Source organism: Sphingomonas sp. (assembly GCF_965227385.1).
Classification (GTDB): Bacteria; Pseudomonadota; Alphaproteobacteria; order Sphingomonadales; family Sphingomonadaceae; genus Sphingomonas.
On sequence record NZ_OZ245750.1, the window covers coordinates 1793943 to 1816282 of the forward strand.

Here is a 22340-nt window from a genome sequence, read left to right on the forward strand (position 1 = left end):
GTTTCAGTCCGTCGGCGGAGTGCGCCAGCGCCGGGCAAGCGCGCGCGGCACGACCGCGATGCAGTACAGGCCTGATAACAGGATCGCGGCGCCCAGCAGGCGCATCGGCATATCCTCGGCGCGGCCCATGATGATCAGGCCGAACACTGCACCGGCGACCGCGACCATCTGCGCGAACACCATCGCGAAATAGCGGTTGCGGGCCTGATCTTCGGTCATAACGCCTCCAACAGTGCCGGCAGGTCGCGAGCGTGCGTGGTCACGTGATGCGCCCCGGCGGCGTGCAATTCATGCGCCTCGTGATAGCCCCACGCAACCCCGACCGCGTGGGTGCCTGCATTGACCGCCATCGCGATGTCATAGCTGGTATCGCCGATCATCGCGGTGCGCAGCGGATCGCCGCCGGCCTCGGCAATCGCGGCGTGCAGCATCGCCGGATGCGGCTTGGATGGATGCCGGTCGGCGGTCTGCAGCGTCACGAACCGGTCGGTCAGGCCATGATGCTCCAGGATCAGCGCCAGCCCGCGATCCGACTTGCCGGTCGCAACGCCGAGCAGCCACCCGGCGTCGCGCAGCGCGTCGATCGCTTCGGCCACGCCGTCGAACAACGGTTCGGGATCGAGCGCCGCGTCCATCCGCATCGCGTGGAATGCGCTCTTGTACGCCTCTGCCATGGCAACGTGCATCGCCGGATCGGCATGCGGCAGCAGCTGCGCGATCGCGGGGACGAGGCTCAGCCCCACGATCCGGCGGATATCCTCGCGCATCGGCGGCTCCAACCGGTGCGCGACAAAACACGCCTCCATCGCGCGACAGATATTGGCCTGCGAATCGACCAGCGTGCCGTCGCAGTCGAACACGGCGAGGCGGGTCATGGCTTCTTCGTCGGCTTCCGCGCGGGTTTCTTCTTCGCCGTCGTGTCGCGGCGCCCCTGGCGCTCGCCGCGGCGTTCCTTGCGATAGGTCTTGGCATGCGCCTTGGCCTTCGCCTTTTCCTGCTCCTTGGTGAACGGCACCTTCTCGTCAGGCGGCAGATTGTCGCCGTCCTCGAGGTTGAAGCCCAGCTGGACCAACGTCTCGGCGAAATGCGTCGGCAGGTCAGCCTTTACGTCCAGCTTGCCGCCATCGGGATGGTCGATGCGGATGCGGCGCGAATGCAGGTGCATCTTGCGGCTGATGCTGCCCGACAGGAACGCTTCGGCCATGCCATATTTGCCATCGCCGACGATCGGATGGCCGATCGCTGCCATATGCACGCGCAGCTGATGCGTGCGCCCGGTATGCGGCTGCAGCTCGACCCAGGCGGCGCGGTTGCCGGCGCGGTCGATCACGCGATAGCGGGTGCGCGCGGGCTGGCCCTCCTTCTCGTCGACCTGCATCTTCTCGCCGCCGGTGCCCGGCTGCTTGCCCAGCGGCAGGTCGATATAGCCGTCCTCGATGCTCGGCACGCCGACGACGATCGCCCAATAGGTCTTGCGCGCCGTCCGCCCCGAAAAGCTCTTCGAGAAATACGCCGCCGCGCGCGCCGTCCGCGCCAGCACCAGCGCGCCCGACGTATCCTTGTCGAGCCGGTGGACCAGCTTGGGCCGCACATCGAGCTCGTAATAGAGCCCGTCGAGCAGCTGATCGACATGATCGTGCGTCTTCGTCCCACCCTGCGTCGCAAGGCCGGGCGGCTTGTTGATCACCATCGCCTGCGCATCGCGATGGATCACCATGCTTTCGGCGAACTCCATCTGTTCGGGCGAGAGTTGCGGGCGCGCCTTTTTCGGCTTTGCCGTGCTCGCGGTCACCGTTTCGGCCGGGGGCACGCGGATTACCTGTCCCGCCTGGATGCGATCGCCCGGCGTCGCGCGCGCGCCATCGACCCGCAGCTGCCCCGTCCGCGCCCAGCGCGACACGATGTTGAAGCTGGTGTCGGGCAGATGCCGCTTGAACCAGCGATCCAGCCGGATGCCGTCATCGTCGAGCGCGACGGTGAACTGGCGGACATTCTCGGTGCTCATGCCGCCACCATCCGGCTGACCTGCAGCCCCGCGAACAGCGCGCCGATCGAGAGTGCGACCGATGCGAGGATATAGAGCAGCGCGGTCACCAGCGCGCCGCGCTCGATCATCAGCACGGTCTCGAGCGAAAAGGCCGAAAAGGTGGTGAAGCCGCCAAGCACGCCGACGCCGAGCAGGTAGCGCAGCGCCTCGTCCCCGCTCGCCCGCGTCGCGAGCCAGCCCGCAAGCAACCCCATGGCAAGCCCGCCGAAGACGTTGACCGCCAGCGTGCCGATCGGGAACCCCGGCCCCCAAATTCCAAGCGCGGCGCGCCCGACCAGATGCCGCGCGCCGGCGCCGACCGCGCCGCCCAGCATGACGAGAAACAGATGATGCATATCGCCGCCCTAGCGCGGAAACCGCTCCGGGTCGATTCCCGAGGACTGCCACTCATCCTCCCCCTGGCGGGAAGGATTGGCAAGGTCCGCCAGCTACCGTTCCGGGACAGTCCAATAGTAGATCGTCCGGCCGTCGATCGTTTCCTCTTTCTCCGGCTCCCAGTCACCCATGCGGAAGGCGTGGCTGACGATCCGCGTTCCCGGCTTCAATTCGGCGAGCAGTTTCGGGCGCAGTTTCTCGTTCAGCGTGTCGAGCAGGTAGAGGGTGACGACGGTCGCGTCGCTGAAATCGCTGGTGAACAGGTCCGCCTGTCTGAAAGTCACTTCCCCGGTGACCCCCGCCGCCCTGGCGTTGGCGTTCGCCTCCTTGATCCGTGCGGGATCGATGTCGATGCCGACCGCGCGCACCTGCTTCCGCTTCGCCGCGGCGATCGGGATGCGTCCGTCACCCGAGCCCAGGTCATAGAGGACATCGCCGTCGCGCAACGCCACCATGTCCAGCATCGCCTCGACCACGGCGGGTGGGGTGGGGACATAGATTACGTCGGGGGTCTGGCCGCTCGCGACGGAAACCGGTGCAGGTGGTGGTGTGACCGCGCTTCCGGCGACCAGACTGGCGGCGGCAAGGATCAACAGCTTCATGGCGCAAGCTCCTCTTGAGGGGTAACGACCAACAGCATCAAGGCGCCGACAGCCAGCACGGCAACGCCGGCGAGCGCCCCCCATCCGGTATAGGCGAGGCTCGACCATAGCAGATACGCGGTCGTGGCGCAGAAGACCCCGGGCAGGACCGGATAAAGCGGTACGCGAAACGGACGGGGCGTGTGCGGTTCGGTCCGGCGCAGCACGAACAGCGAGAGGCCGGCGAGCAGCAGGAACAGCCAGAACACCGGCGCGGTATATTCGACCGCAACCCGGAACCCGTCGCGCGCAAACCCGCCCAGCGCGACCAGCAGCAGCGCGATTCCGCCCTGCGCGATCAGCCCGTTGCCCGGCGTGTCGCGGCGTTCATCCCAGCGGCCGAGCCAGCGCAGCGGCCGCACCCGCTGTCCCAGCGCACAGGCGGTGCGGCCGCCGACGATTGCTGTGCCATTGGCGCTGGTCAGCGCTGCCACCGCCACCGCCGCGCTGATCGCCGCCGCGCCGGCCGGGCCGAACGCGCGGCGCATGACCTCCGCCGCCACGGCGTCATTGCCGGCCATTCCTGCAAGACCGAGGCCGTTGAGCAGGGCAAGGTTGACCAGAACATAGAGCGCGGTGACCAACGCCAGCGCCGCGCACAGGATCGCGGCAATGCGGCGCGGCGGGTCCTTCATCTCGGCCGAGACATAGACGGCCTCGCTCCACCCGCCATAGGAGAGGAGCACGAACACCATCACCAATCCCAGCGCGCCGCCGCCGGGTGCCGCGGGAACGGCGTCCGGGGGCGCGATCGAGAACCCGGCGACGATGATCGCGACCAGTCCGATCACCTCGGTCAGCGTCAACCAGCGCTGCGCCTGCGTTCCCCAGCGCACGCCGAGCCAGTTGATCGCGCTCACCGCGACCACCGCGATCCCCGCCCAGATCGCAGGGCCGATTGGGCCGAGCGGCAGCAGGATCTGAAGATAATCGCCGACGATGAACGCGAGCAGCGCCAGCGATCCGGTCTGGATCACCGCCAGCCGCGCCCAGGCGTAGAGGAACGCGATCCGCTGTCCGAATGCGCGCCCGATATAGTGATAGTCGCCGCCCATATGCGGCCACGCCGCCGCCATCTCGGCATAGCAGAGCGCGCCGATGATCGACAGCACACCCCCCGCCACCCAGGCGAGGATCATCGTGGTGGCGTCGCCCGCCACGCCCGCGACCAGCGCCGGGGTGCGGAAGATGCCAGCGCCGATCACGATGCCGACGGTCAGCGCGAACACGTCGACTGCGCGGAGCGTGCGGCGCGGGGCGGCGGCGGGGGTCACGAGATCGGCATCGGGCAGGTCTCCGGAGAGAAGCGGGCTGTCGATTGCGGATGCAACGGACCGCCGAAAGGCAAGGTTCCTTATGCGATCAGTTTGACCAGTGCTTCAATATAGGCCGCAAACGCCTTGCGCCCGGCCGGCGTCATGCGCACGCGGGTCAGCGGCTTGCGGCCCGAAAACCCCTTGTCGATCGCGATATATCCGGCCGCTTCCAGCTTGCGCAGATGTACCGACAAATTGCCCTGCGTCGCCTGGAGCATCGTCCTCAACGCGTTGAAATCGGCAATTTCGGTATCGGCAAGATAGGCCATGATGCCAAGCCGCATGCGGGCATGGATCATTTCATCGATCTGAGCGATGTCAAAAGGCTTCATCGCAACCCTCCCTTGACCGGCACATCTGATCACCCCCTTGCAGAAAACAAGTTTGCAGTACAAACCTGTTTGCGGACATTCCCTCGGGCGCCGCACAGCTTGCTTGCAATGTTGGATTTCCTCTGCTTGCCTCCACGAATGGCTATTTTCGACATCACTCAGCGACGCGCCCACCGCTCCGCCCATGTCCCCGTATACGGGATCAAAACTGTAAGTTTGGCTGTCCGCAGCGTAATCGCCGGGGCTGCTCTTGCCGCTGCGCTGGCCGCCGGACCGGCAGTCGCCGGACTGCAGGACGACTTCCGCGCTTTGCTCGACGATCATTTCAACTGGGTGCTCAAGGAGAATCCCGGTTTTGCCCGTTCGGTCGGCGTCGATATCGATCCGATCGCGGTCGGCGATGTCAGCCTCGCGGCCGACGATCGGCGCGCTGCGGCGGAGGCGGTGTTCCTCAAGCGGCTCGATGCCATCCCCGATGCCGGGCTGACCCCGGCGCAGCGCACCGACAAGGCGATCCTGCGGCGGTTGCTGGCGGAGAGCATCGAAGGGAACAGCTTCGGTCAACGCACGATCCTGTTCACCAGCTATTCCAACCCGTGGCAGGGCGCGGCGGGGCAGGGGGAGCGCACGGCCTTCCGGCGCAAGGCCGATTATGGCCATTATCTCGACAGGCTGGCGAAATTCCCCGAAACCAACGACACGCTGATCGCGATCACTGCTCAGGCGGTGAAGGGCGGCTATGTCCAGCCTTGCGTCAGCCTGGTCGGGTTCGAACAGACGATCACCGGCGTGATCCAGCAGGATGCGACCAAGTCGCGCTTCTACGCGCCGTTCAACCGCAAGAAGCCGGTCGATGCGACCGACGGCGAATGGGCCGCTCTTCAGGCGCGCGCGGCGAAGACCGTCACTGAGGTAATCAACCCGGCCTATGCCAAGGCGGCGGCGTTCTACCGCACCAGCTATGCCCCCAAATGCGCCAAGGCGGTCGGCGTGTCGGCGCAGCCCGATGGCGCGCGCTACTACGCCTTCCGCATCCGCCAGCTCACCACCACCGACCTGTCCGCCGAGCAGATCCACAAGATCGGGCTGGACGAGGTCGCCCGCATCCGCGCCGAAATGGAGGCGGTGGCGAAGAAGGCGGGCTTCGCGACGCGCGAGGCGTTCGTGCAGGAGCTGCGCACCAACCCCAAATATTACGCCAAGACGCCCGAGGAGCTGATGGCCGCCGCCGCGGTGCAGGCCAAGGACATCGACGGCAAGATGCCGGGATTTTTCAGCCGCATGGCGCGGCTGCCCTATGGCCTCAAGCGCATTCCGGCGGAGACGGCGGAGGGGACGACCACCGCCTATTACGGCCCGGGCAATCCCGAGCTGGGGCTGGCCGGCCATTATTACGTCAACACCTCGAAGCTCGACCAGCGGCCGCTGTACGAGCTGCCCGCGCTGACCGCGCATGAGGCGGTACCGGGGCATCACCACCAGATCGCGTTGCAGCAGGAGCTGGAGACGTCGAAATTCCGCCGCTACCTCGCCAATTTCACTGCGTTTACGGAAGGGTGGGGCCTCTATTCCGAGCGGATCGGGATCGAGATGGGGATTTACGACACCCCCGAAAAGGAAATGGGGCGGCTGTCCTACGAGATGTGGCGCGCGTGCCGTCTGGTGGTCGACACCGGCATCCATGCCAAGGGCTGGACCAAGGAACAGGCGGTCCAGTTCATGCTCGACAACACCGCGCTGTCGGCGGCGAATATCGATGCCGAGGTGAACCGCTATATCAGCTGGCCGGGGCAGGCGCTGGGCTACAAGCTGGGCGAGATCAAGATCCGCGAACTGCGCGCGCGGGCGGAGAAGGCGCTGGGGGTCGAGTTCGACGTCAAGCGCTTCCACGACGCGGTGCTGGAGCAAGGCGCGGTGCCGCTGGACGTGCTGGACGCGCAGATCGATGCGTTCATTGCGGCGGAAAAGGCGCGGGTCGGCAAGGCGGGGTGAAGGTCCGGCAAACGCTTCCTTAACCCTGGCCTGTCATCCCTTTGCCCCAAATCCCGCAGCCTGTGCGGGGATGCGGAGCGTGATGATGAGCCGTCGGGCCAATGGTTTTGCCGTCCTGCTGATGCCACTGGCACTCGCCGCCTGTGGCGGGGGCGAGGCGGGGAATGTCGATGCGCTCGATAACGAGATTGGCGGCAACTCGACCGATCCGGCGCTGATGGGCGCGCTGCAGGACCAGATCATGGTCGACCCGCAGCTGGCCCAGCAATCGAACAAGGATGCGATCCGCCCGCCGGGCCAGCCCTATTCGGCGCCGATCCCGTCGGACACCGTCGCCGCCGCCAAGGCGGCGATGCCGGCCGAAGGCGAGCTGCTCAAGGCTCCGGCTCCGGTCGAGGGCAAGTGCGACGCCTGCGACGCGCAGGACAAGTCGGTGACGCTGGGCGGTCTTGCAGCGGGGCAGAAGGACCGCCGCACCGCCGACTGCGCCGCAAAGTTGAGCTACTCGGCCGGCTGGGCCGCGCGCCTGCCCGCCGACATGCCGCTGCATCCGCAGGCCCGCGTAACCGAAGCAGCGGGGGCCGAGGGCGGCCAGTGCGGCCTGCGCGTCGTCAGCTTCTCCACGCCCCAGCCGCTGCAGACGATGATCGACTGGTACTACACCCGCGCCGTCCGTGGCGGCTATTCGGCCGAGCATCAGCTGAAGGACGGCCAGCATGTGCTGGGCGGGACGCGCGCGAAGGACGATTCGGCCTATGTCGTATTCCTGTCGGCGCGCGGCGACGGCGGGACGGAGATCGACCTGATTGCGAACAGGGGTAACTAGAGCGTAATCTCGTAAGAGCGGTCTGCCGGGACACGACCCCATTGCGGCCATTTGCTCGCGCAGCTTACAGTCCAGCGATGCCATCAAAGCTAGTGCAGTACAGGGGGCCCTTGACGTCTAGCCAAGCGGCTGAGGGTATTGCACTCGCGCGGACCAACGCCGCACGGCTGATCGCCGATGCAGAGCTATTGCTTCAAAGCGACCGTCATGCCTCCGCCAGCGCCCTCGCAATCCTAGCTATAGAGGAGCTTGGCAAAGTTCAGGTTATCAAGACCATCGCGCTACAAAGAGACGAAGCTGGCCTGAAACAGTGCTGGAAGGATTATCGAAACCACAGAGCTAAGAATGTGCAGTGGATAATTCCGAAACTTGCCGCTGAAGGTGCAAGGACCCTGGTGCAGATGCGGGCGGCAGCGGATCCGAGTGCGGAGCACACCGCGATGCTGGACACCGTGAAGCAACTCGCTTTCTACACGGATTGCTTCACTGCTTCTGCCCGTTGGAGCGAGCCGACCGATGCCGTCGACCCCAACTTCGCGGACGCCATTCTCTCGGTTGCGCACATGCTCAATCGAGAATGTGAAACGACGGTGCGAGAGTTGGAGCTTTGGACCACAATTGTCGGGCCGCACTACAACAAATCAACTATGGTCGACGCCTTGCTGAAGTTTCAAAAGCAGGCATATGCGGAAGGCCTGAGCACGACGACGCCGGAAGCGATGGAGGCTTTCGTTAAGGGGAAGCCAATTGACGAGCGCGAGTAGCCAACGGCAACTATCTCACCGATAGTCGGCCATTCAGCCATTCTTCGATAGCGGTCGTTCGTGCTCGAGTGACCTAAGCCGCCTCAAGCAACCGTCCGGCCTGCGCCCGCGCCTCGTCCGTAACCTGCGCGCCGGACAGCATTCGCGCAATTTCCTCCCGCCGCTCGTCTTCGCTGAGCTGGCGCACGCCGGTGCGGGTGACGAGGCCGTCGTGGCTTTTCGCGATCAGCAGGTGCGCCGCGCCGCGGGCTGCGACCTGTGGGCTGTGGGTGACGACGAGCAATTGTGCGCCGGTCGAGAGGCGCGCGAGGCGTTCGCCGATCGCGCTCGCCACCGCGCCACCGACGCCGCGGTCGATTTCGTCGAAGATCAGCGTGCGTGCGCCGCCTTCCTCGGCCAGCGCCACCTTGAGCGCGAGGATGAAGCGCGACAGCTCGCCGCCTGAGGCGATCTTGATGAGGGGCGCGAAGGGGGCGCCGGGGTTGGTCGAAACTTCGAACTCCACCCGGTCGCGGCCCGATGCCGACCATTGGTCGCGCGGCAGCGGTTCGACGGTGGTGCGGAAGCGGGCAGCGTCGAGCTTGAGCGGGGCAAGCTCGGCGGCGACCGCCGCGTCGAGGCGCGCGGCTGCGGCGGTGCGGGTTGCCGAGAGCGTTTCCGCCGCCGCGACATAGGCTGTTTCGGCTGCGGCGAAATCGGCGGTGAGGCGGGCGATCAGACCTTCACCGCCTTCGATCCGTTCGAGCCGGGTCGCGAGCGTTTCGGTCAGTTCGGCAAGGTCGTCGGGCTGGACGCGGTGCTTGCGAGCGAGGCCGCGCAGTTCGAACAGCCGCGCCTCATCCGCCTCCAGCGCGGCGGGGTCGAAGGCGAGCGCCTCGGCGGCTGTGTCGATCCCTTCCTGTGCCGTGCCGGCTTCGACGAGCGCCCGGTCGAGCGCGGCAAGGGCTTCGGTGAGGGCGGAGTGATCCTCGGCGATCCGCTCCAGGATGCGCGCCGCCTGACGCAGCCGGGTGAGCGCGCCGTCCGACCCGTCGATCAGTTCGGCAATCGCCTGAAGTTCGCCCGCGATCTTTTCGCCGCGTTGCATCGTCGCGCGGCGCTCGGCCAGCACGGCTTCCTCGCCGGGCTCGGGGGCGAGCTTGGTCAGTTCGGCGACGGCATGTTCGAGCCATTCGCGGTCGCGCGCGGCGCTTTCCTGTTCGGCATGGGCGGTGGCGAGGGCGTCTTCGGCATCGCGCAGCGCGCGATGGGCAGATGCAACGGCGGCGGTGTCGGCGCGCGCGAAGCTGTCGAGCAAGCCGCGGTGGCCGCGCGGGTTGAGCAGGCCGCGATCGTCATGCTGGCCGTGGATCTCGACCAGCAGCGCGCCGAGTTCGCGCAGCAATCCCGCTGAGGCGGGCTGATCGTTGACATAGGCGCGGCTCCCGCCATCGGCCTTGACCAGGCGGCGGATCGTCAGCGGTTCGGACGGGTCGTGGTCGAGCCCGCTCTCGCCGAGCAGCGCGGCGATCGGGGCGGGGTCGGCGGGTTCGAAGCTCGCGGTCACCACCGCCTGCGCCGCGCCCTGTCGCACCAGCCCGCTATCGGCGCGTGCGCCGAGCGCGAGGCCGAGCGAGTCGAGCAGGATCGACTTGCCCGCGCCGGTCTCGCCGGTGAGCACGCCAAGGCCTGCGCCGAAATCGAGGTCGAGTGCCTCGATCAACACCACGTCGCGAATGGAAAGCGCGGTCAACATGCGCCCGCATTACCCCTTTTTGTTCCGCGGTGGGAGAGGGGAAGTGTGAGTTCGAGAACGGAACCGGCCCGCTCCCCCACACCGCCACCCGTAGGATGCTGCCGTTGGGTGACCGGGTGGGGGAGCGGGCAGATGCCGCACCGTGCGTTGGCGCACGGCATCAAACAAAGCTCAATTGGTTTCGGTCGAAGCGGGCTTCGGCGTTTCGTCGCGTGCCGGCGGCGTGGCGGGAGTGACGAGCGCTGGCACCGGAACCGGCTCGCCATGCTTCTGCACCAGTTCGTACGCGCGGCTGTACCATTCGGTGCCGGGATAGTTGGCGCCAAGCACGGCCGCCGCCTTCTTCGCTTCGTCCTTCACGCCAAGCGCCAGATAGCTCTCGGTCAGGCGCATCAGCGCTTCGGGAGTGTGGGTAGTGGTTTGATACTGGTCGATCACGGTACGGAAACGGATCACCGCAGCGAGCCACTGGCCGCGCACCTGATAGTAACGCCCGACCTCCATCTCCTTGCCCGCAAGATGGTCGCGGACCAGGTCGATCTTGAGCCGCGCATCGGCGGCGTAGCGGGTGTTGGGATAGCGGCGGTTGAGTTCGCCCAATGCGTCGAGCGCCTGCTGTGTGATCTTTTGATCGCGGGTCACGTCGCTGATCTGCTCGTAATAGCTGAGCGCGATCAGATAATAGGCATAAGGCGCGTCGCGGTTGCCCGGATGCACCGCGAGGAAGCGCTGCGCCGACTGGATCGACTGGGTGTAGTTTTTGTCGAGATAATAGGAGAACGCACCCATCAGCTGCGCGCGGCGCGCCCAGACCGAATAGGGGTGCTGGCGCTCCACCTCGTCGAACAGGGCGGCGGCGAGCTTGTACTGGCCGCGGTCGAGCCGGTCCTTGGCCGTGCTGTACAACGTGCCCACGTCGCGTGCGACATAGGGCAGATCGGCACGCTTGCCGCCGCCACCGGCGCAGCCGGCGAGCGGAAGGGCGATGGCAACTGCGACGAGCGCGAGCGAGCGGGTGGAAAGCATACGCATCGCGTCGGTTCTTAGCCGAGCGTTGCGGCCCTGCGAAATGTTTTTTCGGGGTGCTTGCGGCGAACGGGATCGACCGTCAGAATCCGGGCGTTGATGCGAGACGCTGATATTCTCATTCAGGAAGAACCGATGCCCGCGCAACTGCTCGCCATGCACCGCGTTGAAAAGCCCTGGGGCAGCCACCGGCTATGGCCGGGCTTTGCCGATCCGGCGCCCGATGGCGAGCCGGTGGGCGAGGTGTGGTTTCAGTCGCCGGGCGATGCCGCACCCGATCTGCTCATCAAATATCTGTTCACCAGCGAAAAGCTGTCGGTGCAGGTGCATCCCGACGATGCAGCGGCGCAGGCGCGAGGGTTGCCGCGCGGCAAGGATGAATGCTGGCTGATCCTCGATGCCGAGCCCGAATCGACGATCGCGATCGGGCCGGGTGAGCCGATTGACGCCAAAACGCTGCGGGCGGCCGCGCAGGACGGGTCGATCGTCGATCTGCTCGACTGGAAGCCGGTGCGCGCGGGCGATTTCTTTTACGCGCCGTCGGGAACGGTGCACGCGATCGGCGCGGGAATCACGCTGATCGAGGTGCAACAGAATAGCGAGACCACGTATCGCCTCTACGATTACGGGCGCCCGCGCGAACTGCATCTGGACGACGGGGTCGATGTCGCGGTGCTGGACCCTTGGTTGCCGCCGGAAAGTCCGGGGGTCGTGGAGCATGGTCGCACGATCCTGGTCGAAGGGCCGAAATTCGTGCTTGAGCGGTGGATCGGTGGCGACCGGATGATCCGGCTGCCGCACGGCGCGACCGGCTGGCTCGTTCCGGTACGGGGCAGCGGTGAAGTCGACGGCGTGGCGTGGCGGGCGGGCGACTGCGTGAGCGTGAGCGGGAGCGCGGTGCTGACCGCGTCGAGCGACGCCGACCTGCTTTTTGCATATCCCGGCGACACCCGCATCTGAAGCTGGCCGTGGCATGAACGCGGGGTAGTTTTGCGTTCACGCAACCTCCTGATCGTCCGGGCCGTTTAGCCCGGTGTTGAAGATGCAGGAGAAGTTGCATGCGTACCCCTTTGATCGCTGCCATCATGGCATCGGTGGCCCTGAGCCCAGTACCGGCCATGGCCCAGCAGACCCCGCGCGAATCGAATCGCGAATATCGCGAGGAAGTGCGCGATGCGCAGCGTGACTATCGTCGCGACATGCGCCGTGCCGATACGCCGGCAGAGCGCCGCGCGGCCCAGCGTGAATATCAGCGCGAAGTGCGCGATGCGCGTCGGGACCGTCGCGAAGACCGTCGCGATTGGCGGCAGTATCGCAACTATGACTGGAACCGCCCCGCGCGTGGCCAGCGGGCCTATTATGCCGACGATTATTACCGCGACGGCCGCTATTATCGCGAACGCCGCCTGACGCGGCAGGACCGCATCTATCGCGGGCGTGACGGGCGTTACTATTGCCGCCGCAACGACGGCACGACCGGCCTGATCGTTGGCGGCATCGCCGGCGGCTTCCTAGGCAACGCGCTTTCGAACGGGCGGTCGAACGTGCTCGGCACGCTGCTGGGTGCAGCCGGTGGCGCGGCGCTGGGCGCATCGATCGATCGCGGCAACGTGCGCTGCCGCTAAGCCAAATGATGGAGCGCCCCGGCCCTAGAGGTCGGGGCGGGTCCGTCAGATCAGATGAGACCGCCGGTCAGGAACAGGCGCAGCCCGCTGATCACAAGCACGACAATGTTGAGGTTCCGTCCGGCCGTACCGCTAGACAGCAGGCCGAAGACGAGGCCGACGACTGCGATCGGAAACGCGATCCAGTTTACCAGCGGCAACAGCGGGATGGGCAGAATGCCGATCAATGCAATGAGCAGCGCAACGGCACCGGTGACGAGCGAGAGAAGGTTCAGCATGACGGTAAGATGGCTCCTTCAAGGTGTTTTGGCAAGATAGAACACTAGGCCTGCGTTAACGAATCTGAACGGACCTGTCGCCGGTGCGACACGCCGCGACACAATAACGACATTCTCGCCAAATCGCTGCGACACCCGCTGCCCATAACGAGCACAGCCGCCGATGCGGCCACGAATTTGAAGAGGAGACATTCGATGAAGAAGTTCGCACTGATGATTGCCGGTATCGGCATCGCCGCCGCTACCGTTCCCGCCGCAACCGCGCAGGCCGGATGGCAGAACATCAACCAGCGCCAGACGCAGCTCGATCAGCGGATCGACCAGGGCGTGCGCACCGGCCAGCTGAACCGGAACGAGGCGGCGCGTCTGCGCGCAGAGTTCCGCGGCATTGCGGACCTTGAAATCCGCTATCGCCGCTCGGCACCGGGCCTGACCATGGCCGAGCGCCGTGACCTTGACCGCCGCTTCGACGCGCTGTCGCGCAAGATCCGCGCGGAGCGCCAGGACAATCAGGGCGCCGGTAATGGCTGGTGGAACATCAACCAGCGTCAGGCGCAGCTTGACCGTCGGATCGACCAGGGCGTGCGCAGCGGCCAGCTGACCCGCGCCGAGGCGGTTCGCCTGCGGGCCGAGTTCCGCGGGATCGTGGCGCTGGAGGCGCGCTATCGCCGGACCGCTCCGGGCCTGACGGTCGCCGAGCGGGCCGATCTCGACCGGCGCTTCGACGTGCTGGCGCGCAAGATCCGCTGGGAGCGTCGCGACTGGCAGAATCGTCGCTAAGCCCGAGCAGTAACCTGTAACGACGATGGCCTCCGCACCCCGGTGCGGGGGCCGTTTCGCGTCAGCGGATCGGCTTGCCGCTGTCCTTCCAGCGGTCGAGCACCTGCGAGTCGGCGGGTTCGGCGTAGCGTGGCAGCGGGTCGCCGCTCTCCGCTTCGGAACGGCGCGGGGCGGGGCGTTCGGTGCGGGGCATCGGCACTGCGGGGGCCGGACGGAGCAAGGGATTGCCCGGGCGCTGGATGGCGCCGACCGCCGCGACGGGAGTCGGCTGCGGCGCGGGCTTGGCGGTATCCGGGGCTGGGACGGCTGCGACCTGAGCCTTCGGGCCCGGCACCGGCTCCCCACCGCGATAGCGTTGCGTGAAGGCAGCACCGGTGCCCCAATAGCCCTTCCAGCGATGGAAGAAATGCGCGCCGAACACGCCGGTCATCACCAGTGAGGTATTCCAGCGCGGGGTGACGGCGTGCGTGTGGTAATGCGTTGCCATGCCGACCGGCGCGAACACCTCGCCCGCCAGCGCCGCCGATGCGACGCGCGCGGCGCGGTCCCAATATTGGCGCGACGGCTTGCGCGCCATCGACCCGTCGCAGGCAAAGCTGAACTGGCAACCGGCGCGTTCCGACCCCTGATAGACCACGCCGCAAATGGTGGCGGGGAAGGTCGGGTGGCGCGCGCGGTTGAGGATCACCTGTGCCACCGCGCGCTGGCCGTCATCGGGCTCGGTGGCGGCCTCGTAATAGATGGCGGTGGTCAGGCATTGCAGCGCGTGCGCCTTGTCCTGCGCCGATCCGCGCAGCTCGAACGGCGGGGCGGGGCGGATGGTCGGGTCGATCACCGCGCCGTCGGGAACGGGCGCGTCGGGCAGCTCGACCGTGCCGGTCGCGCCCGGGGCCGAGGGGACGGCGGCATCGTCATCGGCAAGTTGGTAAAAGGCCGCGCCGGGAAAGTGATCGTCGGCTTCATAGCCGGTCGGCTCCGGCCCGGCGCGCTGCGCGCCCTGTTCCGACGCGTGCAGCACGGTCAGCCCGGCATGCGCGGAAAAGCCGGCACCGATCAGCGACGCGATCAGCGCCGCCGCAAGGCCCCTCAGCTGTATCCGTGTCATCCGCCGCAGCATGCTCGTCCCGCCGGGAGAATCCCGAGCCTGCGCCATAGCGTGGCGGAGGTTTAAATTCTGCTGCCGATTCCGGCGCGTCCCGGGGTGAAACGATTGATAGTTAAAGTAATTTAAGGGATCAGTCGTTGATGCGGAAAGTCACCGAGAAGGTGAAGCTCAACCCTGCACTCGGCCGCCCATCAAGGGTGAGCGGTGCCACGACGCCGGAAAGGGCGGAGCGCATCGCGGCAGAAACCAGGTGGAACTGATCCTGTGGGCCAAGGCCGCCGTCTGGACGCACGAGCGGGTCGGGCAGATAGGGCGTCATGCTTTCGCAGTGCAGCCGTCCTTCGCCAATCACGGTGCATCGAAGATCGACCTGACCCTGAGCGAAGGTGCGCAAGGCCTGTAGCGGATATGCGATCATTCGGGGTTTGACCGCAAACACGATGTCGGAGCGTAACGCCTCACCGCGCGACGGCGGCGTTACGAGCAGATCGGTGGACGCAACCGCTTCATCGACAAAGAACGTCGTGAACTGTTCGCTCACGGGTTCGACTGACGCGTGAAGCAGCATCACGCGCAGCCACGCGGTGCGCCGCCAGCGGTCGTCGGCAGTCATTTCGGGCGCGGCGGCCTCTGTCCGCGCGAGCTCGGCGAAGCGCTTGGGATCGGTGACCGGACGCTCCCGCGCCGTAATGCATTTCGGCGGCACCCATCGATAGGGGCGGCGCAGGACCTGCGCCGCGCTGCACTGGAACCGAAAGCGACGCGGTTCCGATGGCAGGTCGGCGGCGATCCGGCGCGCGGTGTCGTGCCGGACCATCGCCTCCCGCCAGCCCGCCGGCGGTGCGGCCACCGGGGGAGCGGCGGCCTGGCCGGCAACGCCGAGCAGGACCGCCGCGCCGATCACTTCAACGTCGCATTGTCGAGGTTGAGCGCGCTTGCCGGGATCACCTCCAGCTGGGGGTAGGTCTTGCGCAGTTCATCGACGAACGTCTTGGCGTCGCCGACCACGACGATGCTGGCGCTGGCGGGATCGAGCACGCGCTTTGCCGCCGCCTGCACTGCTGCCGGATCGACGCTCTGGATCGACGGGATGTAGCTTTGCAGCGTGCCGAGCGCGACGCCGTCAGCGACATAATCGGCGAGTGCGCCGGCGATGCCGTCGGTGCGTTCGATGCGGCGGCCGAAGCTGCCGATCAGCACCGCCTTGCGCGAATCGAGTTCGGCGGCGGGGACCGGGGCGGCACCGAGCTTGGCCATCTCCTCCGCGATCAGCTTGACCACCTCCGGCGCGGAGGGGTTCTTGGTCTGGGTCGAGGCGGTGACGATGCCGGGCTGGCGGCGGGCGTCGACGCTGCTGCCCGCGCCATAGGCAAGGCCGCGCTTGATGCGGATTTCGCGGTTGAGGCGCGAGGTGAAGCCGACGCCGAGCGTGGCATTGGCGACCTGTGCCGCGTAGAAATCCTTGTCGGTGCGCGCGATGCCCGGACGCGCCACGACGACGCCGGCCTGACCCGCCTCGGGCAGATCGACGACGATGACGCGCGGCTTGGGCGCTGCGGTGACCGGTGCGGCAACGTAGGTGACGTTGCCGGGCTTCCAGTCGCCGAACAGCTTTTGCGCTAGCGCGGTTGCATCCTTGGCAGCGATGTCGCCGACCACAACCAGCGCCGACTGGTCAGGGCTCCAGGCGCGGGCATAGGCGCTGGCCACGTCATCGCGGGTGATGCGCGGTAGCGAGGTGGGGGTGCCCGACAGCATGTTGCCATAGGCGCGGTTACCGAACACCGCGCGGCTGGCGGCGATGCCGGCGAGCGCGGCGGGATCCTTGAGCTGGACCGACACGCCATCGACCGTCTGCTTGCGCGCGCGGTCGAGTTCTTCCTGCGCGAACGCCGGGTTGCGCGCGACATCGGCGAGGACGGTGAGCGCGGGTTCGACCTGATCAGCCTTGACCGTGACGGTGGCGAAGGCGGCGTCCCAGTCGGCCCCGGCACCGATCGATCCGCCGAGCGATTCGATCTGCTGCGCGATCTGTTCGGCCGAGCGGGTGGTCGTGCCCTTTGTCAGCAGCGCTGCGGCAAGCGACGCGGTGCCGGCCTTGCCCGCCGGGTCGCGCGTGCCGCCTGCGGGCGAGACGACGGTGGCTGTGACGATCGGCAGGTCACGCTTTTCCACCACGATCAGGCGCATGCCGTTGGCGAGCTTGCTTTCCGACGCCGTCGGGATGGTCGGCGAGACCGGCGCGCCGGGGGCGGGGACCGCGATGCGCGTCTCCGGGCTGGCCTGAGTGTGGATCACGATGTCCTTGGGCGCGACCAGAGCTGCGACCTGGACCGTGTCGGCGATACCGACGCTGTCGCCCTTCGCACCCGGCGCTTCGGGCAGGTAGGTCAGCGCGGCGGACTGGTTGTCGCCGAGATATTGGCGCGCGACGCGCTGGACATCGGCGGCTGTGACGCGGGCGATCGCGGCGAGCTGCTGGTCCGCCGCCTTGGGATCGCGGCTGACGATGATCGATGCGGCGAGGGTCGATGCCTTGCCTTCCGCCGTTTCGCGGCTCTTGAGCGCGCTGGTCAGGATCTCGTTCTTCGCCTCGGCCAGTTCGGCGGCGCTGACCGGCTTGTCGCGCAGTTCGGCAATTTCGCGGCGCATCGCCGCCTCGCCGGCGTCAGCCGCCTTTCCACCGGCGAGGATCGCGTACATCGCATAGGCGCCGGTCGACTGGCGCGTGTCGAGGAACGTGCCGGCCTGGGCTGCCAGCTGATCGCGATAGACGAGGTTGCGGTAGAGGCGCGAATTTGCGCCGCCCGACAGAATGCCGTCGAGCACCGTCAGCGCAGGCAGATCGGGATGATTGTCGGGCGGCAGCTGATAGCTGAGCAACACGGCCGGCAGCGGGGTGTTGGCTTCATAGACCGTCTTGCGCACCGCAGTCGTGCGCGGCGGTTCGGCGACGGTGACGCGTGGGATCGGGCGGTCGGGCTTCGCGATCGGGGCGAAATATTTGTCTACCCATTTGTCCAGCTGGGCCGGATCGAAATTGCCTGCGACGACCAGCACGGCATTATCGGGGCGGTAATAGGTGGCGTGGAAGGCGCGGATGTCGCCGATCGTCGCGGCGTCGAGATCCTCGATGCTGCCGATGCCGGGGCGGCATAGGGGTGCACCGAATAGCTGATGTTCGGGAAGTAGATGTAAAAGAGCTTGCCATAGGGCGAAGCGAGCACGCGGCTGCGCAGCTCTTCCTTCACCACGTCGCGCTCGGAGGCGAACACCTTCTCATCCACCACGAGGCTCGCCATGCGGTCGGCTTCGGCGAACAGCAGGCGTTCGAGGTGGTTGGCGGGGACCACTTCGAAATAATTGGTATAGTCCGAGTTGGTCGAGGCATTGTTGTAGCCGCCGACATCCTCGGTCAGCCGGTCCATCTGTTCATCGACCAGATTCTTCGTGCCCTTGAACATCAGATGTTCGAACATGTGGGCAAAGCCCGACTTGCCCGCGGGGTCGTCCTTGCTGCCGACATCATACCACACCTGGACCGACACGTTGGCGGTGCTGGTGTCGCGGACCGCATAGACTTTGAGTCCGTTGGGCAACGTCCGCTCGGTAAAGTTGAGCGGGGCGACGGCGATTTGCGGCTGCGTGGCGGGGGCAGCGGCGGGAGCCGCCTGCTGCGCCTGTGCGGCGAAGGGGAGGAGGGCGGCGCTGAGATACAGCGCGGTGCGGGTCAGGCGCATTCGGGTCTCCTGGTTTTTGGACTTCAAACTCCCCTCCCGCTTGCGGGAGGGGCAGGGGGAGGGCCTGTCTCAAACCGGATCGGGGAGGACAGGCCCTCCCCTAACCCCTCCCGCGAGCGGGAGGGGGATATGAAGGTCAGTCTTTCTTGCGGCTGCGCGCAGCGTAGATCACCGCGGCGGCGAGGGCGGCGGAGCCGATACCGATGCCGATCTTGGCCAGCGGCCATTTCTTCGCATCACCGGGCTGCGGAGTGCCTTCCGCGCGCTCGGCAATCTCGCGCGCCTGGCGGGCGGCAGCGGTGATCTCGTTGGCGGTTTCGTCGGTCTTGTCGGTCACTGGATACTCCTTGGTGGCACAGGAGTAGGACAGCGGCGGAGCGGGTGCAATCAGTCGCGACCGCCATAATATGCTGCGCGGAAATCGTTCGCGAAGGCGGTCAGCTGGCCTTCCGCAATCGCGGCGCGCAGGTCGGCCATCAGCCGCTGATAGAACCACAGATTATGCTCGGTCATCAGCATCGCGCCCAGAATCTCGCCCGAGCGGACGAGGTGGTGGAGATAGGCCTTGCTCCACCCGGCGACCGGCGATTCGGGGTCGAGCGGGGTCTGATCCTCGGCAAACTTCGCGTTGCGGATGTTGATCGGGCCGTTGCGCGTGAACGCCTGGCCGGTGCGGCCCGAGCGGGTCGGGAGGACGCAGTCGAACATGTCGATCCCGCGCTCGACCGCGCCGACAATGTCGTCGGGCTTGCCGACACCCATCAGGTAGCGCGGTTTGGTCGCGTCGAGCTGGCCGGGCGCATAGTCGAGGCAGCCGAACATCGCCTCCTGCCCCTCACCGACGGCGAGGCCGCCCACGGCATAGCCGTCGAAACCGATGTCGAGCAGCGCGTCGGCGCTGGCCTTGCGCAGCCCTTCGTCGAGTGCGCCCTGCTGGATGCCGAACAGCGCATTGTTGGCGGCATGCGCGCCGCCCGCGTCGAACGCGTCGCGCGACCGCTTCGCCCAGCGCATCGAGCGCTCCATCGCGGCCGCCTGAACCTCGCGGGTCGAGGTGGTCGGGACCAGTTCGTCGAATGCCATCACGATGTTGGAGCCCAGCAGCCGCTGAATCTCCATCGAGCGTTCGGGGCTGAGCATGTGGCGCGTGCCGTCGAGGTGCGACTTGAAGACGATGCCCTCTTCGCTGCGCTTGGTCAGCTCGGAGAGGCTCATCACCTGATAGCCGCCGCTGTCGGTCAGGATCGGGCGGTCCCAGCCCATGAAGCCGTGCAGGCCGCCGAGCCGGTCGATCCGCTCGGCACTGGGGCGGAGCATGAGGTGATAGGTGTTGCCGAGGATGATGTCGGCGCCCGACGCGCGCACATCCTGCGGCTTCATCGCCTTGACCGTGGCGGCGGTGCCGACCGGCATGAAGGCGGGGGTGCGGATTTCGCCGCGCTGCATGTGAATCGTGCCGGTGCGCGCCTTGCCGTCGGTGGCGTGGATGGTGAAGGTGAAACGGGACATAGCAGTCCGATGCTGCGTTGAGGGGATAATGGCAAGCGAAGCTGACGATGCATTGCGCGAATCCGCGCGCCACCGCGGCCTGAAGCTGGTCAAATCGCGGCGGCGCAAGCCGGGCGGCGATTTCGGCAAGTTCGGGTTGACTGACGCGGCGGGCAAGACGCTGTTCGGCTTCGGCGCGGATGGGCTGACCGCGAGCGCGGAGGACATCCAGACCTACCTCCGCGGCGCGATGCGCAGCGACTGGCAGGAGGCGGCGAAGGGATTGCCCAAGCGCAAGGCCCCGCCGCCGCCCGAGCCAGCGCCCAGGCCGCGCCTGCGCAAGCTGAAGCTCGACAATCTGTTCGCGCGTCTACCCTCGGCGAAGCGTGGCGAGGTGTTCACCGATCTGCTCGCGCGGCCCAAGGTGCGGATCGAGCGGATCGTGTCGCTGGGGCAGGCGACGCCGGAAGATGCGCCGATGGTGCAGGACGCGGACGAGTGGGTCATCCTGCTGCAGGGCAGCGCGGCGATCCGGTTCAAGGATAGCGCCGAGACACCGCTGGCACCGGGCGATCATTTGCTGATCCCCGGCGGCACGCGGCATTGGGTGACGCGGACCGACCCGGACGGGCCGACCCTATGGCTGGCGGTCCACCTTGGCTGAGGCGGCGACATAGGCGACGACATCGGCGGGCGTCGCGAAGGCGAGGTCTGGGTTGAGGTGCGCGAACGCCTCGGGTTCGGCATAACCCCACAGCACTGCGGCGGCGCGAATACCGACTTCGCGGGCAGAATCGATGTCGCGGGTCTCGTCGCCGAGCGAAATGATCTGCTCGGGCGGAATGCCGCTTTGGCGCAGGACCGAGCGGAACTTGGGCGCCTTGCCGAACAGCGACGCGCCGCATGCCCACCAGCTGAACCGCGCGGCATTTTCGGGGCCGAGCACCGCGCGGGCATTCGCCTCACTGTTCGATGTGACGAGTGCGAGCGGGATGCCCATCGCCTCGATCGCGGCCAGCATGTCGGTGACGCCGGCGAACAGATGCACCTTGTCGGTGTTGAGCCCGAACAGCTTGCGGACATAGCGGGCGATGAAGGGCAGCTTCCAGCGTGGGATGCGCAGATGGCTGATAACGTCGCGCGACGTCATCTTGCGCAGCGGCTCGACCTCTTCGGGCAGGACGGGGCGGAACCCGTAGCGGTCGGATAGGTGATCCATCACCGACAGGAACCAGCTGCCGCTGTCGGACAGGGTGCCGTCGAAATCGAAAATGACCAGTCGCAGCGGCTGGGTCGCGTCAGTCATGCGCGGCACCGTGCCCGCCTTGGAGATGGCAGGGGTCGCCGTCGCCGATCTCGATCTGCAGCGTGATGTGGTGGATGCCATGTTCATGCTCCAGCCGGTGCTGGACATCGTGCAGGAAGGCATCGCCGGGATGGCCGTCCGGCATCTGCAGGTGCGCGGTCAGCGCGACCTGGGTCGTGCTCATCGGCCAGATGTGCAGGTCGTGCACGCGCGCGACGCCGGGTAGCGTCGCCAGCGTCTCCTCCACCTGCTCGGCATCGATGCCCGGCGGGACGGCGTGCAGCGCCATCACCACCGAGTCGCGCAACAGGCCCCAGGTGCTCCACAGGATCACGACGACGATCAGCAGACTGAGCGCAGGGTCGATCCAGGCTTTGCCGGTGAACAGGATCAACGCGCCGCCGACGACAACGGCAGCGGATACGGCGGCATCGGCCGTCATGTGGAGATAGGCGCCGCGGATGTTGAGATCATGCTTGCTGCCGCGCATGAACAGCAGGGCGGTGGCGGTGTTGATGACGATGCCGATGCCCGCGACGATCATCACCGTGGCACCGGGGACGGGGGCGGGGGAGCCGAGCCGCTGGACTGCCTCCAGCGCGATCGCCCCCACCGCGAACAGCAACAGCACGGCATTGGCGAGCGCGCCGAGGATAGTCGAGCTGCTCAGCCCATAGGTGAACCGGCGCGATGCCGGGCGCTTGGCGAGCGAGGCGCCGCCCCAGGCGATCAGCAGGCCGAGAACGTCGGAGAGATTGTGCCCGGCATCGGCCAGCAGCGCCATCGATCCGGTGGCGATGCCCGCCAGCCCCTCGACCAGCACGAAGCCGAGGTTGAGCACGGTCCCGATCGCGAAGGCCCGGCCGAAATCGACAGGCGCATGGCTATGCCCATGGCCCGAATGGCTATGCCCGGCGGGGCCGTGATGATGGTGAGAGCCGTGCATCGCGCCAACCTTAGCCGC

The 22340-nt window shown here is 67.0% G+C and carries 25 protein-coding genes; 7 read left to right on the forward strand and 18 right to left on the reverse strand.

All coding sequences use genetic code 11. From position 1 onward, the window contains the following. Positions 1-3: 3 nt before the first annotated feature. The 7 genes from ACO05N_RS08525 to ACO05N_RS08555 form a co-directional block, all read right to left on the reverse strand. The gene (locus tag ACO05N_RS08525; protein WP_422056683.1) at positions 4-219 is read right to left on the reverse strand and encodes a hypothetical protein; all 216 of its coding nucleotides are present in this window, start codon (positions 217-219) and stop codon (positions 4-6) included. Then, positions 216-875, reverse strand: coding sequence for an HAD-IA family hydrolase (locus tag ACO05N_RS08530; RefSeq protein WP_422056684.1), 660 nt, complete (start codon positions 873-875; stop codon positions 216-218). Before ACO05N_RS08530 ends, ACO05N_RS08525 begins: the two co-directional genes overlap by 4 nt. Further along, a complete protein-coding gene (locus ACO05N_RS08535; protein WP_422056685.1) occupies positions 872-2005 on the reverse strand; it encodes an RluA family pseudouridine synthase in 1134 nt (377 codons plus the stop codon). Before ACO05N_RS08535 ends, ACO05N_RS08530 begins: the two co-directional genes overlap by 4 nt. Next, positions 2002-2382 (reverse strand): fluoride efflux transporter CrcB, encoded by a 381-nt coding sequence (crcB, locus tag ACO05N_RS08540; protein WP_422056686.1) that lies wholly within the window; start codon positions 2380-2382, stop codon positions 2002-2004. Before crcB ends, ACO05N_RS08535 begins: the two co-directional genes overlap by 4 nt. Positions 2383-2475: 93 nt before the next feature. Further along, entirely contained in the window at positions 2476-3024 is a 549-nt protein-coding gene (locus ACO05N_RS08545) for an SAM-dependent methyltransferase (RefSeq protein ID WP_422056687.1), read from the reverse strand. Beyond that, the gene (locus tag ACO05N_RS08550) at positions 3021-4337 is read right to left on the reverse strand and encodes an APC family permease (protein ID WP_422056688.1); all 1317 of its coding nucleotides are present in this window, start codon (positions 4335-4337) and stop codon (positions 3021-3023) included. Before ACO05N_RS08550 ends, ACO05N_RS08545 begins: the two co-directional genes overlap by 4 nt. Positions 4338-4417: 80 nt before the next feature. After that, complete coding sequence (locus ACO05N_RS08555) at positions 4418-4711, reverse strand: winged helix-turn-helix domain-containing protein (protein WP_422056689.1); 294 nt, start codon at positions 4709-4711, stop codon at positions 4418-4420. A gap of 138 nt (positions 4712-4849) precedes the next feature. Here ACO05N_RS08555 and ACO05N_RS08560 point away from each other — a divergent pair, with 138 nt between their 5' ends. From ACO05N_RS08560 to ACO05N_RS08570, 3 genes are all read left to right on the forward strand, one after another. Further along, complete coding sequence (locus tag ACO05N_RS08560; RefSeq protein ID WP_422056690.1) at positions 4850-6703, forward strand: DUF885 domain-containing protein; 1854 nt, start codon at positions 4850-4852, stop codon at positions 6701-6703. Positions 6704-6788: 85 nt separating this feature from the next. Further along, a complete protein-coding gene (locus ACO05N_RS08565) occupies positions 6789-7529 on the forward strand; it encodes a hypothetical protein (protein ID WP_422056691.1) in 741 nt (246 codons plus the stop codon). Positions 7530-7606: 77 nt separating this feature from the next. Then, complete coding sequence (locus tag ACO05N_RS08570; RefSeq protein ID WP_422056692.1) at positions 7607-8293, forward strand: AbiV family abortive infection protein; 687 nt, start codon at positions 7607-7609, stop codon at positions 8291-8293. Positions 8294-8366: 73 nt separating this feature from the next. Here ACO05N_RS08570 and recN read toward each other — a convergent pair whose 3' ends face one another. Next, positions 8367-10028 carry a DNA repair protein RecN gene (gene recN, locus ACO05N_RS08575; protein WP_422056693.1) on the reverse strand — a complete coding sequence of 554 codons (1662 nt, stop codon included), beginning with the start codon at positions 10026-10028 and terminating at the stop codon, positions 8367-8369. 171 nt (positions 10029-10199) lie between these two features. Further along, the gene (locus ACO05N_RS08580) at positions 10200-11060 is read right to left on the reverse strand and encodes an outer membrane protein assembly factor BamD (RefSeq protein WP_422056694.1); all 861 of its coding nucleotides are present in this window, start codon (positions 11058-11060) and stop codon (positions 10200-10202) included. Between the two features lie 129 nt (positions 11061-11189). On the opposite strand from ACO05N_RS08580, the gene ACO05N_RS08585 reads away from it, so the two are divergent. Then, positions 11190-12014: a phosphoheptose isomerase gene (locus ACO05N_RS08585; RefSeq protein WP_422056695.1), complete on the forward strand. Its 825-nt coding sequence runs from the start codon at positions 11190-11192 to the stop codon at positions 12012-12014. Positions 12015-12112: 98 nt separating this feature from the next. Continuing rightward, the gene (locus ACO05N_RS08590; protein WP_422056696.1) at positions 12113-12679 is read left to right on the forward strand and encodes a glycine zipper 2TM domain-containing protein; all 567 of its coding nucleotides are present in this window, start codon (positions 12113-12115) and stop codon (positions 12677-12679) included. 50 nt (positions 12680-12729) lie between these two features. Here ACO05N_RS08590 and ACO05N_RS08595 read toward each other — a convergent pair whose 3' ends face one another. After that, entirely contained in the window at positions 12730-12957 is a 228-nt protein-coding gene (locus ACO05N_RS08595; protein WP_224921392.1) for a hypothetical protein, read from the reverse strand. A 195-nt stretch (positions 12958-13152) separates the two neighbouring features. Here ACO05N_RS08595 and ACO05N_RS08600 point away from each other — a divergent pair, with 195 nt between their 5' ends. Further along, complete coding sequence (locus ACO05N_RS08600; protein WP_422056697.1) at positions 13153-13737, forward strand: hypothetical protein; 585 nt, start codon at positions 13153-13155, stop codon at positions 13735-13737. A gap of 61 nt (positions 13738-13798) precedes the next feature. Here the strand turns inward: ACO05N_RS08600 and ACO05N_RS08605 are convergent, their stop codons facing one another. The 6 genes from ACO05N_RS08605 to tgt form a co-directional block, all read right to left on the reverse strand. Continuing rightward, positions 13799-14842, reverse strand: coding sequence for a cell wall hydrolase (locus ACO05N_RS08605; protein ID WP_422056698.1), 1044 nt, complete (start codon positions 14840-14842; stop codon positions 13799-13801). Between the two features lie 130 nt (positions 14843-14972). Continuing rightward, positions 14973-15746, reverse strand: a complete 774-nt coding sequence (locus ACO05N_RS08610) for a hypothetical protein (RefSeq protein WP_422056699.1) — start codon at positions 15744-15746, stop codon at positions 14973-14975. Beyond that, a complete protein-coding gene (locus tag ACO05N_RS08615) occupies positions 15743-17902 on the reverse strand; it encodes a M16 family metallopeptidase (RefSeq protein WP_422056700.1) in 2160 nt (719 codons plus the stop codon). Before ACO05N_RS08615 ends, ACO05N_RS08610 begins: the two co-directional genes overlap by 4 nt. Continuing rightward, positions 17851-18582: a M16 family metallopeptidase gene (locus ACO05N_RS08620; protein WP_422056701.1), complete on the reverse strand. Its 732-nt coding sequence runs from the start codon at positions 18580-18582 to the stop codon at positions 17851-17853. The genes ACO05N_RS08615 and ACO05N_RS08620 overlap by 52 nt, the downstream gene beginning before the upstream one ends. 136 nt (positions 18583-18718) lie before the next feature. After that, positions 18719-18919: a hypothetical protein gene (locus ACO05N_RS08625; RefSeq protein WP_422056702.1), complete on the reverse strand. Its 201-nt coding sequence runs from the start codon at positions 18917-18919 to the stop codon at positions 18719-18721. Between the two features lie 50 nt (positions 18920-18969). Next, positions 18970-20091, reverse strand: coding sequence for a tRNA guanosine(34) transglycosylase Tgt (gene tgt, locus ACO05N_RS08630; protein WP_422056703.1), 1122 nt, complete (start codon positions 20089-20091; stop codon positions 18970-18972). 28 nt (positions 20092-20119) lie between these two features. Here tgt and ACO05N_RS08635 point away from each other — a divergent pair, with 28 nt between their 5' ends. Then, the gene (locus ACO05N_RS08635; RefSeq protein WP_422056704.1) at positions 20120-20734 is read left to right on the forward strand and encodes a cupin domain-containing protein; all 615 of its coding nucleotides are present in this window, start codon (positions 20120-20122) and stop codon (positions 20732-20734) included. Here the strand turns inward: ACO05N_RS08635 and ACO05N_RS08640 are convergent. Together ACO05N_RS08640 and ACO05N_RS08645 are read right to left on the reverse strand one after the other, a co-directional pair. Next, positions 20708-21376 (reverse strand): HAD hydrolase-like protein, encoded by a 669-nt coding sequence (locus tag ACO05N_RS08640; protein WP_422056705.1) that lies wholly within the window; start codon positions 21374-21376, stop codon positions 20708-20710. The two genes, ACO05N_RS08635 and ACO05N_RS08640, sit on opposite strands and share 27 nt — an antisense overlap. Continuing rightward, complete coding sequence (locus ACO05N_RS08645; RefSeq protein ID WP_422056706.1) at positions 21369-22322, reverse strand: cation diffusion facilitator family transporter; 954 nt, start codon at positions 22320-22322, stop codon at positions 21369-21371. Before ACO05N_RS08645 ends, ACO05N_RS08640 begins: the two co-directional genes overlap by 8 nt. Positions 22323-22340: the final 18 nt, after the last annotated feature.